The sequence below is a fragment of the Nonomuraea sp. NPDC005501 genome (assembly GCF_040605905.1).
In the GTDB taxonomy this organism is placed as follows: Bacteria; Actinomycetota; Actinomycetes; order Streptosporangiales; family Streptosporangiaceae; genus Nonomuraea.
The window spans coordinates 1-13,783 of record NZ_JBEXDT010000022.1 but is presented as its reverse complement, the minus strand read 5'-3'; the positions used below and the strand labels follow the sequence as shown (position 1 = coordinate 13,783).

Genomic DNA, 13,783 nt, shown 5'->3' with positions numbered 1-13,783 from the left:
AGGCCGACGTAGTGTGCCTCGTATGAGTCTCGTCAATGACAGCGCGCTCCGTCGCGCGCTCGCCCGCGCCCGTGACGGCAAGGCCCTCGACGTCACCGAGGCCGCCGTGCTGCTGCACGCGCGCGGCGACCACCTGAACACGCTGCTGGAGCACGCCTCCCGGGTACGGGACGCCGGGCTCGCGGCGGTGGGCAGGCCAGGCGTGATCACCTACAGCCGCAAGGTATTCATCCCGTTGACCAGGCTCTGCCGCGACAAATGTGGGTATTGCACGTTCGCGACCGCGCCGCACAAGGTGCCGTCGGCCTTCCTCAGCCCCGACGAGGTGCTGGAGATCGCCCGGCAGGGCGCGGCGATGGGGTGCAAGGAAGCGCTGTTCACCCTGGGCGACCGGCCCGAGGATCGCTGGCGGCAGGCGCGGGAGTGGCTGGACGCGCACGGTTACGACGACACGCTGTCGTACGTGCGGGCCATGGCCGTCCTCGTCCTGGAGGAGACCGGGCTGCTCCCGCACCTCAACCCCGGCGTGCTCGGCTGGCGCGACCTCCAGCGGCTCAAGCCGGTGGCCCCGTCCATGGGCATGATGCTGGAGACCACCTCGCGCCGCCTGTTCGAGGAGAAGGGGCAGGCCCACTACGGCTCGCCCGACAAGGACCCGGCCGTGCGGCTGCGCGTGCTGGAGGACGCCGGCCGCTCCAACGTGCCGTTCACCACGGGCATCCTCATCGGCATCGGTGAGACCGTCGAGGACCGGGCCGAGTCGATCTTCGCGATCCGGCGGGTGGCGCGCGAGTACGGCGGCGTCCAGGAGGTCATCGTGCAGAACTTCCGCGCCAAGCCGGACACGGCGATGCGCGGCATGCCGGACGCCGACCTGGAGGAGCTGGCCGCCACGATCGCGGTCACGCGGCTGGTGCTCGGGCCGCGCATGCGCGTCCAGGCGCCGCCGAACCTGGTCGACGCCGAGTACGAGCTGATGATCCGCGCCGGCATCGACGACTGGGGCGGCGTGTCGCCGCTGACCCCCGACCACGTCAACCCGGAGCGGCCGTGGCCGCAGATCGACGCGCTCGCGGACCGCACGGCCGAGGCCGGCTTCCGGCTGCGCGAGCGGCTGACCATCTATCCCGAGTACGTGCTGGCGGGGGAGCCGTGGCTGGACCCCCGCCTGTTCGCCCACGTCCAGGCGCTGGCGGACCCGGAGACGGGCCTGGCCCGCGAGGACGTGACGCCGCGCGGACTGCCGTGGCAGGAGCCGGACGGCGGCTTCACCGCCTCGGGCCGGGTGGACCTGCACGTCGAGGTGGACACCACGGGCCGCACCCACGACCGGCGCGACGACTTCGACCACGTCTACGGGGACTGGGACGCCCTGCGCGACCGCCTGGACCCGGACGCCGCGACCGGACCCGCGGCGACGGCCGGGGCCGGAACCGGGGCCGGTTCCGGCGGCGGCACGCCCGCCGGCCTCCGGCAGGCGCTGCGGCAGGCCGAGCGCGACCCGGCCGGGCTGAGCGAGGACGAGGCCGTGGCGCTGCTGTCGGCCGACGGACCGGCCCTGGACGAGCTGGCCGCCATCGCCGACGACCTGCGCCGCCGGAGCGCCGGCGACGACGTCACGTACGTCGTCAACAGGAACATCAACTTCACCAACGTCTGCTACACCGGCTGCCGCTTCTGCGCGTTCGCCCAGCGCCGCACCGACGCCGACGCGTACACCCTGAGCCTTGCCCAGGTCGCCGACCGGGCGGAGGAGGCGTGGCTGGCGGGCGCCACCGAGGTGTGCATGCAGGGCGGCATCCACCCCGACATGCCCGGCACGGCGTACTTCGACATCGCCAGGGCGGTCAAGGAGCGGACGCCGGACATGCACGTCCACGCGTTCTCCCCCATGGAGGTGGTCAACGGCGCCAGCCGGGCCGACCTGTCGATCGAGGAGTGGTTGCACGCCGCCAAGGAGGCCGGGGTGAACTCGCTGCCCGGGACCGCCGCCGAGATCCTCGACGACGACGTCCGCTGGGTGCTCACCAAGGGCAAGCTGCCCACCGCCGAGTGGATCGACGTGGTGACCACGGCCCACCGGGTGGGCCTCCCGACGACCTCCACGATGATGTACGGCCACGTGGACACCCACCGGCACTGGGTCAGGCACATCAAGCTGATCAGGCGGCTGCAGGAGGAGACCGGCGGCTTCTCGGAGTTCGTGCTGCTGCCGTTCGTGCACACCAGCGCGCCCATCTACCTGGCCGGGATCGCCCGGCCCGGTCCCACCGCGCAGGAGAACCGCGCCGTCCACGCGCTGGCCAGAATTCTGCTGCACGGCGCCATCTCCAACATCCAGTGCTCGTGGGTCAAGCTCGGCGACGACCTGTGCCGCCAGGTGCTCGACGGCGGCGTGAACGACCTCGGCGGCACCCTCATGGAGGAGACGATCAGCCGCATGGCCGGGTCGGAGAACGGCTCGTACAAGACCATCAGCGAGCTGCGCGCGATGGCGGGCGCCACCGGGCGGCCGGTCCGGCAGCGCACCACCGAGTACGGCCGGCCGGGCGAGGAGCGCCTGGCCGCCTCGGCGGCGAGCGACGGCGTCTGCCAGAGCGTGCGAAGGGTCTTGCCGACGGTGGAGATATAACATGTTCTAGATTGCACTTGCGTCTCGCCCCGGAGGCGCTGGGAGAATCGTCACTCCCCTGGAGAGAGGTTCACCGTGCGGTTGGGTCGACACCGCGCCGCGTTAAGCGCTGAGCTGCGGCGGAGGAAGGCACTCCAGCGAGGTTCGCTGGCCGGGATCACCGCCGTGGCTCTGGTCGCGGGCACCCTCGTGGTGCTCTTCGGCGGGGGCGGGGCGCTGTGCGCTACGCGAGAGCCTGTTCTGGTCAATGTCGCGGCGGCGGTCGACGTGGCCCCCGTGGCGATGCGGGCGGCCTCCCGCTTCAACGAGACCAGGACCTCCTCGGGCGGCCGCTGCGTGCTCGTCCAGGTCACCGAGCAGCCGCCGGCCACGGTGCTGCGCACGCTGATCGGCGACAGGGCGGGCGTGCTGCGCCAGCGGCCGGACGGCTGGATCGCCGACTCCTCCGCCTGGATCCGGCTGGCCCGCAAGCAGGGCGCGAGCGCGCTGCCCGCCGGGGAGAGCGTGGTGGCGACCTCGCCGCTGGTGTTCGCCACCAGGTCCTCGCTCGCGCGGACGTTCTCCGTCGGCGGCACGCAGATGAACTGGCGCATGGTCTTCCCCGCGACCGTGCGGGGGCGGCTGCTGCCGACCGACCAGGAGCCCGACGTCGTCCGCGTGCCCGATCCGTCCCTGGCCGGCGCGGGCATCGCCACCGTCGCCGCGGCCCGCGACGTCGTCGGCACCGGCCCGGAGGCGGACAAGGCGCTCACGGCGTTCGTGCGCTGGGCGCAGGCCGGCTCCGCGCCCGACTACCGCACGATGATGGCCGCCGTGGACGACCGCTCGTTCTGGAAGCGGCCGGTCGTCATCGTGCCCGAGCAGTCGGTGTGGAGCCACAACCAGCAGCCCTCGCCGGACCCGGTCGTCGCGCTGCGCCCGCGCGAGGGCACGATCATCCTCGATTACCCGTACGTCGTGACCGCCACCGACCCGGACGTGGCGGAGGCGTCGCGGGCCTTCGCCGACTGGCTGCGCGGCGAGGAGGCGCAGGACCTCGTGCGGCGGGCCGGGTTCTGGTCGGGCGACGGCGCCCGGGGCCCGGTCTCGCCGGGGCCGCAACTGCCGGCGGAGACGCCGGTGGCGCGTCCCTCGGTGTCGCCCGAGGACATCGACGACGCGCTCCAGGCGTGGAGCAGGCTCGCCCCGCCGACCAACATCCTGGTGCTGGCCGACACCTCCCGGCACATGGCCGAGCGGGTGAAGGGCACCACCCGGGTCGCCATCGCCCTCCAGGCCGCCAAGATCGGGCTGCGGCTGTTCCCCGACTCCACGCACATGGGCATGTGGGAGTTCGCCGACGGGCTGGGCGGGCCCAAGGGGTACCAGGAGCGGGTGGGGCTCGGGCCGATCACCCGGCCCGACACCGGCCAGGTGATCCGGCGCAGCGTCCTCGACGAGCTGACCAGCACCATCACCGCGCACCCCGACCGTGACAGCTCGCTCTACGACGCGATCCTCGGCGGCTTCCGCACGCTGACCGGGGAGTACCGCGAGGAGATGAACAACACGCTCCTCGTGATCACCTCCGGCAAGGACGACGGGCACGGCACGTCGCTCCAGGGCCTGGTGGACGAGCTGCACGACGAGTGGCGGCCGGACAAGCCGGTGCAGATCGTCATCATCGCGTTCGGGGCGGGCGCGGACCGCGACAGCCTGGGCCGGATCACGGCCGCGACGAACGGCTCCCTGCACGTGGCGCAGCAGCCAGGAGAGATCATCGACGTCTTCCTCGCCGCCCTGGCCCGCCGCCTGTGCCACCCCACCTGCAAGCCGACGCCCTGACCGGGCCGTTCCTGCCGAGTCGTTCCGGAGGGGGCGTACATGTCGGGCCGTTCGTGAGGAAGGCGCCGCCCCGCGTGCGGGGCGGCGCCTCGTCATGGGAGGGGCCGCTGGATCAGACGCGCTGCCAGAGCGCCGGGACGTTGGGCGGCTCCCACCCGGCGATCGCGGTGTGGGCCTGGAGGCACCGGTAGGAGGCGCCGCCGTAGGTCACCACGGCGCCCACGGAGTAGGCGGTGCCGGCCTTCCACGTGCCGCCGGGGTTCGAGGTCGGCGGCGGGGTGGGGGTCGGCGTGACGGTCGGCGTGGGTGTGGGCGTGGGCGTCGGGTTGCCGCCACCGCCGCCGATCTGCAGGTCGATGCAGGAGTAGAAGGCGTTGGCGGTGTCGGAGATGTTCCAGATCGCCAGGACCCTCTGCCGGCCGGACCAGCCCGAGAAGTTCACCGTGTGGGAGACCGTCGCGGGCGGCTGCTGCCCGTTGCCGTTGAAGACCGCCACCCTGGTGTTGCCGATGTAGTACTCGTACGTGCTGGTGGCGTGCCGGGCGGTGAACGTCCAGTTGAACGTCACGCTGGTGCCGACGGAGGTGGCGGGCCACGGCTTGCTCTCGTCGCTGAGCTGGGCGAAGCGGGCGACGTTGGCGTGGCAGTTGCGCAGGCCCTTGGGGCCTTCGACGCTCTGCGGCTCGTAGACGATGTCGCCGCAGTTCGGCACCTGACCGCGGGCGCAGAACGCCTGGCGGCTCGGTGGCGAGTTGACGTACCCGTGGGCCAGGGCGGGCTCGGCCACGAACACCGTGGCGGCGATCGTGATCACCGCCACGGCCAGTAACGTGAGCGTCCTTCGCATGAAAGTGCTCCTTTACGTGGGGGGTTGCCCCAAATGTAAAGGAAACTTTCCTATCGGTAAATGGCCGCTGACATCCCCTGTCAGACCTCAGCGGGTCACGATGAAGTCGGCCGGATCGCGGGGGGCGCGGTCACGGGGCGGGGCGGCGGCGTGGCCCACGGCCACGCACCCCATCGGGTCCCACGAGTCCGGCAGGTCCAGCACCTCGCGCACCACGGGACGGCAGAACATCGTGGACGACACCCACGCCGACCCCAGCCCCTCGACCGCCAGCTGGATGAGGAGGTTCTCCACCCCCGCGCCCATCGCGACCACGAACATCTCCCGCTCCGAGGCGTTGCGCCGGTCGTCGCGGTAGGTGTGGGAGCCCTCCATCACCAGGCACGGCACCACGAGGTACGGCGCGTCGCGCAGCACGTCGCCGCGCCTGACCCGCTTGGCGATCGACTCCTCGCCGAAGCCGTCGCCGCGCAGGTCGGCGATCCACGCCTCACGCATGGCGTCGAGCAGCTTCAGCCGCGTCGCGGCCGACTCCACCAGCACGAACCGCCACGGCGTCGTGTGGTGCGGAGCCGGGGCGGCGATGCCCGCACCGACCGCCCGCCGCACCGCCTCCGGGTCCACGGCCTCGTCTGAGAACGCGCGGATCGTCCGGCGGGCGAACACCACGTCCCGCGACCCGTACCGGAACAGGTCGTCGTCGGCCGGCCGGATCAGCGGGCGGACGCCCGGTCCGTCCTCGTCCGTGACCAGGTGCGCGAGGCCGCGCACCAGGGCGACGGGAACACCCGCCAGCTTGCCCTTGACCAGCTCGGCGGCCGCGGCGATCTCGTCGGCGAGCGCGGTGACAGTCGCGTTCAGCGGATTGCCGTGGGTGTCGGTCCCGCCGCGGAAGTCCTCCAGCGGGAGGACCCCGGCCGCGCCGATGGCCACGTCGGTCAGCCCGTTGCGCCAGGGACGGCCGAACGTGTCGGAGACGATCACCCCGGTCCGCACCCCGAGCAGCGCGGCGAGCCCGGCCCGGACGCGGCGGGCGGAAACGTCGGAGTCCTCGGGCAGGAGCAGGACGGTGCCCGGCTCGGTGTTGGAGGCGTCGACGCCGGCCGCGGCCATCACGAACCCATGGCGGGTCTGGGAGATCACGGTGTCGCCGCGTCTGGCGACGACCCGGACCGTCTCCTCCTCGATGGCGGCCGTGCGGTCGGGCGCCCGCCGCACCCGGCCCTCCGCCTTGCTGACGATCTTGGAGGTGATGACGACGATGTCGCCGTCGCGCAGACCGGCGTCCCGCAGGAGGAGCGCGAGGTCGTCGCCCGGCCGGACCTCGCCGAGGCCGGTGACCGGGATGACCTCGACCCGTCCGGCGCTCATCGGGCCAGCTCCAGGGCCAGGTCGAGCGCGGCGCGGGCGATGTCGGCCGCCACGTCGGCCCCGGTGGCGGGGTCGCGCATGAGGATGGGCCCGGCCACCACGCGCACGCCGTCGAGCCGGACGCCGGAGTCCTCCGGCGCCACCAGCCAGCCGTCGACGAGCTCCGGGCCGTACAGGTCGAGCACCGCCTGAGCCGACGTCTCGACGCCGATCGCCGTGAGACAGGCGTCGGCCATGCCCCGCACGGGGGCGCCGCCGATGATGGGGGAGACGCCCACGACGGTCTTGGGCAGCAACGCCTCGCGGATGCCAGGCACCTGGAGGATCGTGCCGATGCTGACCACCGGGTTCGACGGCGGCAGGATCACCACGTCGGCCTCCTCGATCGCCTCCAGCACGCCGGGGGCCGGCTTGGCGCTGTCGACGCCGACCAGCGCGATCGACTCGGCCGGCACCGAGGCGCGCAGCCGTACCCACCACTCCTGGAAGTGGACGGCGCGCCGGCCGCGCTCGTCGGTGACGACGACGTGCGTCTCGCAGCGGTCGTCGCTCATCGGCAGCAGCTCCACACCCGGCTGCCAGCGCGCGCACAGCGCCCGCGTGATCTGGGAGAGCGGATAGCCGGCCTCCAGCATCTGGGAGCGGACGATGTGGGTGGCGAAGTCGCGGTCGCCCAGCCCGAACCACTGCGGCTCGACGCCGTACGCGGCCAGCTCCTCCTTGACGACGTGGGTCTCCTCGGCCCGGCCCCAGCCCTGCTCCTCGTCGATGCCGCCGCCGAGGGTGTACATGACCGTGTCGAGGTCGGGGCAGACCCGCAGGCCGAAGAGGGTGATGTCGTCGCCTGTGTTGCCGATCACGGTGATCCGGGCGTCGGGCGCGGTCTCGCGCAGTCCGCGCAGGAAGCGCGCGCCGCCGATGCCGCCGGCGAGGGACACGATGTGCATGCGGACCAGTCTTCCACCGGCCTGTGACACGCCCGAGCCGGGCTGGGCGTTGCCGATCCGCAATCCTCCGAAAATCACGTCATAGAAGGCCATCTGGGGCTTTTGAGGGATAAGTGGTTGCCGGGACTCCCGTCATCCATGGCGGTCATGTGGCAAACTCCCTTCGGGCTAAAGGGTCCGATGGGAGTAGTTGTGAGCAAACTTGACGCAGCTCGGCTGAGAGAGCCGGCCGCCTGGCTGATGCTGGCCGCGGGCGCGATCAACGTCCTGCTGTCCATCGGCAGGCTGCTGATCGGCACGACGACGGCGTACGGCGGCGGCTCGTCCCTGATGGACCGCGCCTTCACGCACTTCTCCAGCCTCACCAGCCCCGTCACCGCGGCCCTGCTCATCGGCTCCGTGCTGCTGGTCACCCGGTTCGGGCCGCCGTCGCCCAAGGCCCGGTTCGTCACGCTCGGCGCGGCGGGCGCGCTCGGCCTCGCGACTCTGTTCGGCGCGCTGGCGCTGCTGCTGGGCCTGCTCTCGGGCAACGGGCCCCGCTCGACGGTGGAGTTCCTGCTCTCCGGCCTGCCGCTGCTCGGCCTGACGGCCATCGCGCTGGTCTACCTGCTCCCGCAGGCGCTGGCCGCGACCTCGGGCGGCCAGGGCGGGGGGCCCGGCTTCGCGCCGCAGTCGTACGGCAACGCCGCGCACGGCAGGGGCTCGGACGCGTTCGGTCCCGGGTACGACCATCAGGGACGGCCCGGCCAGGGGCCCGGCCCGTACGGCCGGCAGCCCGACTACGGGCACCAGCCCGGCTACGGGCAGCAGCAGGACTTCGGCGGCCCCGGCGACGGCGCCCCCTACGGCCCGCAGGACCCCTACCAGCAGCCGCCGCAGCAGCACGCTCCGCAGCCCCGGGCCGCGCTCCCCGCCGCGCCGGGCGACAGCCGGGCCGACGCCGGCCAGGACACCCCGCCGCACGGCCACCCCGAGCCGGGCTTCCCCCAGCCCGACCCGGGCTTCTCCCAGCCGGACCCGGGCTACCCCCAGCAGGACGAGCGCTTCTCCCAGCCGGACCAGCAGCCCGCCCACGGCCAGAGCGACCAGCAGCCCGCCTACGGTCAGGCCGGCCAGGACCAGCAGCCCGCGTACGCGCATGGCGACCAGCAGCAGCCGTACGCCCAGCCGGGCGGGCCCTACGGCCAGGGCGACGCCCAGCAGCCGCCGCACGGCCGGCCGGGCTACGGCCCCTCCGACCAGCAGCCTCCGTTCCCGGGTCAGGCGGACCAGCAGTCGCCGTTCGGGAGCCGGCCGGACCAGCAGCCCTCCTACGGCGCTCAGCCGGACCACCAGGCTCCCTTCGCCAACCAGACGGAGCAGCTGCCCCTCTACGGTCAGCCGGAGCAGCCCGCCGCGTTCGGAAGCCGGCACGGGCAGCAGGCCCCGCTCGGCCAGCCCGACCAGCAGCCCGCGTACGGCCAGGACCAGCAGCCCGCGTACGGCCAGGACCAGCCCCTCTACGGGCAGGCGGGCCAGAGCGGGCAGCAGGCGCCCTACGGCCAGGCGGCCGAGCAGGAGGGCTTCGGCCAGACCAGCCCCACCCAGGCGTTCCCGCCGCAGTCCGGCCAGCAGACCCACGGCCAGCCGGGGCAGGCCCCGTTCTCGTACACCCCGGCCGACACCGCGCCCGGCGGTCACCAGCAGCCGTCCGAGTACCAGCCGGCCCCGTACGTCCCGGCCGACAGCCACCCCGGCGCCTACGGCCAGTCGAGTCCCTACTCGTCCCTGGACTCCTCGCCGGACGTCTACTCCACGGCCGACTCCGGCCCCGGCACGTACCCGACCCTGGACACCCCGCTCACCCCGTACCCGCCGGCCGACTCCCAGCCCGGCGGCTACACCTCCGCGGACTCCCAGCCGGGCGGCTACTCGCCGGCCGACTCCCGGCCCGGCGGCTACACCCCCGCCCACTCGCAGCCCAACGCCTACGCCCCGGCCCCCGACTCCCAGGCGAACCCCTACGCCACGGACCCGCAGGCCGGCACCCCGTACGGGTCCTACGGCGCGCAGCCCCCGAGCGGCGTCCAGCCCGCCGCCCCGTACCCCCCGGCCCACGACACCGGCGCCGCGTACCAGCCCCAGGCCCCGTCCCAGGCTCAGCCGCAGGCCCCGGTCCAGCAGCCGAACGCCTTCAACGCCCCCGCCGACCCCGTCTACGCCGCCGGCGAGACCTCCCCGAGCGTGCCGTACCCCCCGGCGGGCCAGGAGCAGCGCCCGGCGTACGAGCAGCAGGGCGGCCAGCCGTTCACCGGCTACTCCGGCCACGAGTACGCGGCCCAGCCCGCCTACCAGGAGCCCGACCCGCCCGTGGACCCGCGCTCCCAGCAACTCCTCGACGCCTACCAGCAGGCCGAGACGTACCAGCACACGGGCCAGCAGCCGGGCCGGCCCACCGGCCAGCACCCGGGTCAGCACTCAGGGCAGCAGCCCGGCCAGCAGCCGTACGACGACCTGTTCGGCCACCCGCAGCAGCCGCAACAGCCCCAGCAGCAGACCGGCGCGCACCACGCCGGCCCGCAGCAGGGGTACGGGCAGCCCGCCCCGCAGGGCTACGAGCCCCAGCCGTCGCACTACGAGCCGCAGCCCTACCAGCAGCAGCCCTCCGCGCAGGGCTGGGAGCAGGCGAGCCCGGAGTCGACGGTGCGGCTCGACCAGCACCAGCACTACGCGCCCGGCGGCGCCGACCAGCCGCGCGACGGCGACGACCCGATCGACCCCACGGCGATCTACACGCCCAACGAGCCACGCAGGTAAGAAAGCGGCAAAGCAAAGGCCAGAGAGTAGGTGGGCCACGGGCGGGGCTCTATACCGCCCTGGTACGGTTCCGACCGCTGACAGCGTTGAACACGCCAGGCCAACGCCATGGAACCCGTGGTGATAGGTCAGGTACGAACATCACATGCCATGCACACCGGGGCGAGAGCTGGCCTTTCCCCGGATACCGGCATGCCGCTTGACGTCACGCACAGCACCCGCGTGTAATTACAACCATGTTGTTACGCCTCTCCGTGGGTGGGTAATAGGGAGGCGTTCATGGGGGGCTCCATTGCGGGCGGGCGGCAGGGAGGTGTGCAGTGACCGATCTGGTCATCGCACAGGATCAGCTTGACGCTGAAGAACTCGGATGGCAGGAGCGTGCCCTGTGCGCGCAGACTGATCCTGAGGCGTTCTTCCCGGAGAAAGGCGGCTCCACCCGAGAGGCCAAGAAGGTCTGCCGGTCGTGTGAAGTACGTGCAGAGTGCCTGGAATATGCACTTGAGCATGACGAGCGATTCGGCATCTGGGGTGGGCTGTCCGAGCGGGAGCGCAGAAGGATCAAGCGCCAGGCCGTTTAGGGATATCTGTCGAAAGGGTCACGCGGAACACCGCGTGACCCTTTCTCATTGCCCGTCTTCTCCCCGCTCAGCGCCGGTCGTCGTAGCCCGGGTCGACCGTCTCCGGCGACAGGCCGAGGAGCGTGGCCACCTGCTCCACGACCGTGTCGTGGACGAGCGCCCCGAGCGTGTCGCGGTCGCGGGCGCGCGCCTCCAGGGGGCGCCGGTAGAGCACGATCGCCGCGGGGTCGGCGCCCTTGGCCGGCTCGGCCCGGCCGAACGGGACCGGCTCGGCGCCCATCGCCGGACCGTCGCCCAGCTCGCTGAGCGGCGGCACGTCCTCCACCGCGAACTCCACCGCCGAGAGCTGCTTGCCCCACTGCGGGCGCAGCCGGTCCACCGCGTCGAGCACCAGGTCGTCGAACCGCTCGCTGCGCGAGCGGGCGATGGGCACGTGGGACGGCGCCAGCGGTCCGCGCAGACCGCGACCGTGCCGATCCCTCCGCCGTTCGCGCCGCCTCGGGCCCGGCTCATGTGTCACACGGCAAGTCTAAGGGGACACGGCGCGGGGGCAGAGGATGGCAGGCATCGGTGCATGTGGGTGGAAAGGCTGCGACAGCTGTCCGAATTGTGGCGACACGCTCTTTAAGAGCGCTCAGATAGTGGCGCCCCGCCCCCTTACCGGATACGGTCCCTCCGTGAGCCCCGTCCGCCGCTGTTCCCGCACCGCCTGCAGCCAGCCTGCCGTCTTCACGCTCACGTACGTATACGCCGACTCGACCGCTGTTCTCGGCCCTCTGGCGACGTACGCGGAGCCACACTGTTACGACCTGTGCGCCGAACACGCCGAGCGGCTGACCGCTCCCCGCGGCTGGGAGGTGGTGCGCCTGCCGACGGACGGCGCCTCGCCGAGCTCCGACGACCTTGAGGCGCTGGCCAACGCCGTCCGTGAGGCCGCCCGGCCCACGCCCGCCGGTGGCGAGCCGGTCGGACAGGGCGTCGAGGTCGGCCGCCGCGGGCATCTGCGCGTTCTTCGTTCCGCCCAGCAGCACCGTGACCGGTAGGCTCGTCCAGACGTAGCAGACCTAGGGGCGGAGCTGGAGAGTGGGCGACCTCGCCAAGATCTTCAAGGCTTACGACGTACGCGGAGTGGTGCCCGACGAGCTGGACGAGCCGGCGGCGGAGGCCGTGGGAGCGGCGTTCGCGGAGGTGACCGGGGCGGGGTCGGCCGTGGTCGCCCATGACATGCGCGACTCCTCCGTGCCGCTGAGCATGGCGTTCGTGCGGGGCGCGCGATCGCGCGGCGTCGACGTGGTCTACGCGGGCCTCGGGTCCACCGACCTGCTCTACTACGCCAGCGGCAGCCTCGGCCTGCCCGGCGTGATGTTCACCGCCAGCCACAACCCGGCCCGCTACAACGGCATGAAGATGTGCCGCGCGGGCGCGGTGCCGATCGGCGGCGACACGGGCCTGACCGAGATCCGCGACCGGGCCGCCGACCTGCTCGCCAGGCCCGGCGGCGCGCTCGCCGGCGGCGGGGCGAGCGGGTCGCTCATCGAGAAGGATCTCCTCCAGGGCTACGCCGGCCACCTGCGCACCCTCGTCGACCTGTCCGGGATCCGGCCGCTCAAGGTGGCCGTCGACGCGGGCAACGGCATGGGCGGCCACACGGTGCCCGCCGTCCTCGACGGCCTGCCGATCGAGGCGGTGCCGCTCTACTTCGAGCTCGACGGCTCCTTCCCCAACCACGAGGCCAACCCGCTGGAGCCCGCCAACCTGGTCGACCTGCAGCGCGCGGTCGTCGACAGCGGCGCCGACCTCGGTCTGGCCTTCGACGGCGACGCCGACCGCTGCTGGGTCGTCGACGAGCGCGGCGAGTCCGTCTCCCCGTCGGCGGTGACCGCGCTGGTCGCCACGCGGGAGCTGGCCAAGCACCCCGGCTCCGTGGTCATCCACAACCTCATCACCTCGCTCGGCGTCCCCGAGATCGTCCGTGAGCACGGCGGGCGGCCGGTGCGCACCCGCGTGGGCCACTCGTTCATCAAGGCCGAGATGGCCCGCACCGGCGCGGTCTTCGGCGGCGAGCACTCCGCCCACTACTACTTCCGCGACTTCTGGTACGCCGACTCCGGCATGCTGGCCGCGCTGCACGTGCTCGCCGCGCTCGGCGAGCAGGACCGGCCGCTGTCCGAGGTGGTCGAGTCCTACTCCCGCTACCACGCCTCCGGCGAGATCAACAGCACGGTCGGCGACCAGGCCGCCGCGCTGCGCCGGGTGCGCGAGGAATTCACGGGCAGGGGTGAGTTCGACGAGCTCGACGGGCTGACCGTCACCGGCTCCGGCTGGTGGTTCAACCTGCGCGCGTCCAACACCGAGCCGCTGCTCAGGCTCAACGCCGAGGCGGCCGACGAGACCATGATGAAGGCGGTCACCGACGAGGTGCTCGCCATCGTGAGAAGGGTGTGAGAGTGAAGATCGACGACTGGCTGCTGGAGATCCTGGCCTGTCCGGCGTGCAAGTCATCCCTGCGGGTCGAGGGCGAGGCCGGCGGTGAGGGCGGGGAGCTCGCCTGCACCGGCTGCGGGCTCGTCTACCCCGTCCGCGACGACATCCCGGTGTTGCTCGTCGACGAGGCCAGGAAGCCGTGATCTGGGAGCCCGAGCGGCTCGACGACCAGCACCACCTCACCGAGGCCGACCCGGGCGGCATGCTGCTCGCGGTCGCCGCGTCGGCGGCCCAGGTGCGCACCGGCTACCGCGTCGCCGTCGAGGCGGGCCTGCCGGGCCTGGCCGGCCAGGCCCGGCCC

11 protein-coding genes are annotated in these 13,783 nt (G+C 72.8%); 7 read left to right on the top strand and 4 right to left on the bottom strand.

Annotated features, from left to right (window positions below):
• The first annotated feature begins 22 nt into the window (after window positions 1-22).
• Entirely contained in the window at window positions 23-2,632 is a 2,610-nt protein-coding gene (locus tag ABZS51_RS14055; protein ID WP_355439933.1) for a bifunctional FO biosynthesis protein CofGH, read from the top strand.
• Window positions 2,633-2,797: 165 nt separating this feature from the next.
• Window positions 2,798-4,456, top strand: a complete 1,659-nt coding sequence (locus ABZS51_RS14050) for a substrate-binding and VWA domain-containing protein (protein WP_355439930.1) — start codon at window positions 2,798-2,800, stop codon at window positions 4,454-4,456.
• Window positions 4,457-4,568: 112 nt separating this feature from the next.
• Here the strand turns inward: ABZS51_RS14050 and ABZS51_RS14045 are convergent, their stop codons facing one another.
• From ABZS51_RS14045 to cofD, 3 genes are all read right to left on the bottom strand, one after another.
• Window positions 4,569-5,303, bottom strand: a complete 735-nt coding sequence (locus ABZS51_RS14045; RefSeq protein ID WP_355439927.1) for a lytic polysaccharide monooxygenase — start codon at window positions 5,301-5,303, stop codon at window positions 4,569-4,571.
• A gap of 87 nt (window positions 5,304-5,390) precedes the next feature.
• Window positions 5,391-6,674: a coenzyme F420-0:L-glutamate ligase gene (locus tag ABZS51_RS14040; RefSeq protein ID WP_355439924.1), complete on the bottom strand. Its 1,284-nt coding sequence runs from the start codon at window positions 6,672-6,674 to the stop codon at window positions 5,391-5,393.
• On the bottom strand, window positions 6,671-7,621 hold the full coding sequence (gene cofD, locus ABZS51_RS14035) for a 2-phospho-L-lactate transferase (RefSeq protein ID WP_355440087.1): 951 nt from the start codon (window positions 7,619-7,621) through the stop codon (window positions 6,671-6,673). The genes ABZS51_RS14040 and cofD overlap by 4 nt, the downstream gene beginning before the upstream one ends.
• 192 nt (window positions 7,622-7,813) lie before the next feature.
• Between cofD and ABZS51_RS14030 the strand changes: the two genes are divergently transcribed.
• Both ABZS51_RS14030 and ABZS51_RS14025 read left to right on the top strand, forming a co-directional pair.
• On the top strand, window positions 7,814-10,417 hold the full coding sequence (locus ABZS51_RS14030; protein ID WP_355439921.1) for a hypothetical protein: 2,604 nt from the start codon (window positions 7,814-7,816) through the stop codon (window positions 10,415-10,417).
• 320 nt (window positions 10,418-10,737) lie between these two features.
• Window positions 10,738-10,998 (top strand): WhiB family transcriptional regulator, encoded by a 261-nt coding sequence (locus tag ABZS51_RS14025; protein WP_049564653.1) that lies wholly within the window; start codon window positions 10,738-10,740, stop codon window positions 10,996-10,998.
• A gap of 67 nt (window positions 10,999-11,065) precedes the next feature.
• Here the strand turns inward: ABZS51_RS14025 and ABZS51_RS14020 are convergent, their stop codons facing one another.
• Complete coding sequence (locus ABZS51_RS14020; protein ID WP_310708183.1) at window positions 11,066-11,518, bottom strand: metallopeptidase family protein; 453 nt, start codon at window positions 11,516-11,518, stop codon at window positions 11,066-11,068.
• Between the two features lie 157 nt (window positions 11,519-11,675).
• Between ABZS51_RS14020 and ABZS51_RS14015 the strand changes: the two genes are divergently transcribed.
• From ABZS51_RS14015 to ABZS51_RS14005, 3 genes are read left to right on the top strand one after another with little or no spacing between them, the layout of a single operon-like run.
• Entirely contained in the window at window positions 11,676-12,041 is a 366-nt protein-coding gene (locus ABZS51_RS14015; RefSeq protein ID WP_310708182.1) for a DUF3499 domain-containing protein, read from the top strand.
• 40 nt (window positions 12,042-12,081) lie between these two features.
• Window positions 12,082-13,443 (top strand): phosphomannomutase/phosphoglucomutase, encoded by a 1,362-nt coding sequence (locus tag ABZS51_RS14010; protein ID WP_310708181.1) that lies wholly within the window; start codon window positions 12,082-12,084, stop codon window positions 13,441-13,443.
• Window positions 13,440-13,625 (top strand): Trm112 family protein, encoded by a 186-nt coding sequence (locus ABZS51_RS14005; protein WP_310708180.1) that lies wholly within the window; start codon window positions 13,440-13,442, stop codon window positions 13,623-13,625. The genes ABZS51_RS14010 and ABZS51_RS14005 overlap by 4 nt, the downstream gene beginning before the upstream one ends.
• Window positions 13,626-13,783: the final 158 nt, after the last annotated feature.

Coding starts and splice junctions, on each gene's coding strand:
- cofD (WP_355440087.1), bottom strand. CDS start 7,621: ATGCACATCGTGTCCCTCGCCGGCGGCATCGGCGGCGCGCGCTTCCTG.
- ABZS51_RS14045 (WP_355439927.1), bottom strand. CDS start 5,303: ATGCGAAGGACGCTCACGTTACTGGCCGTGGCGGTGATCACGATCGCC.
- ABZS51_RS14055 (WP_355439933.1), top strand. CDS start 23: ATGAGTCTCGTCAATGACAGCGCGCTCCGTCGCGCGCTCGCCCGCGCC.
- ABZS51_RS14040 (WP_355439924.1), bottom strand. CDS start 6,674: ATGAGCGCCGGACGGGTCGAGGTCATCCCGGTCACCGGCCTCGGCGAG.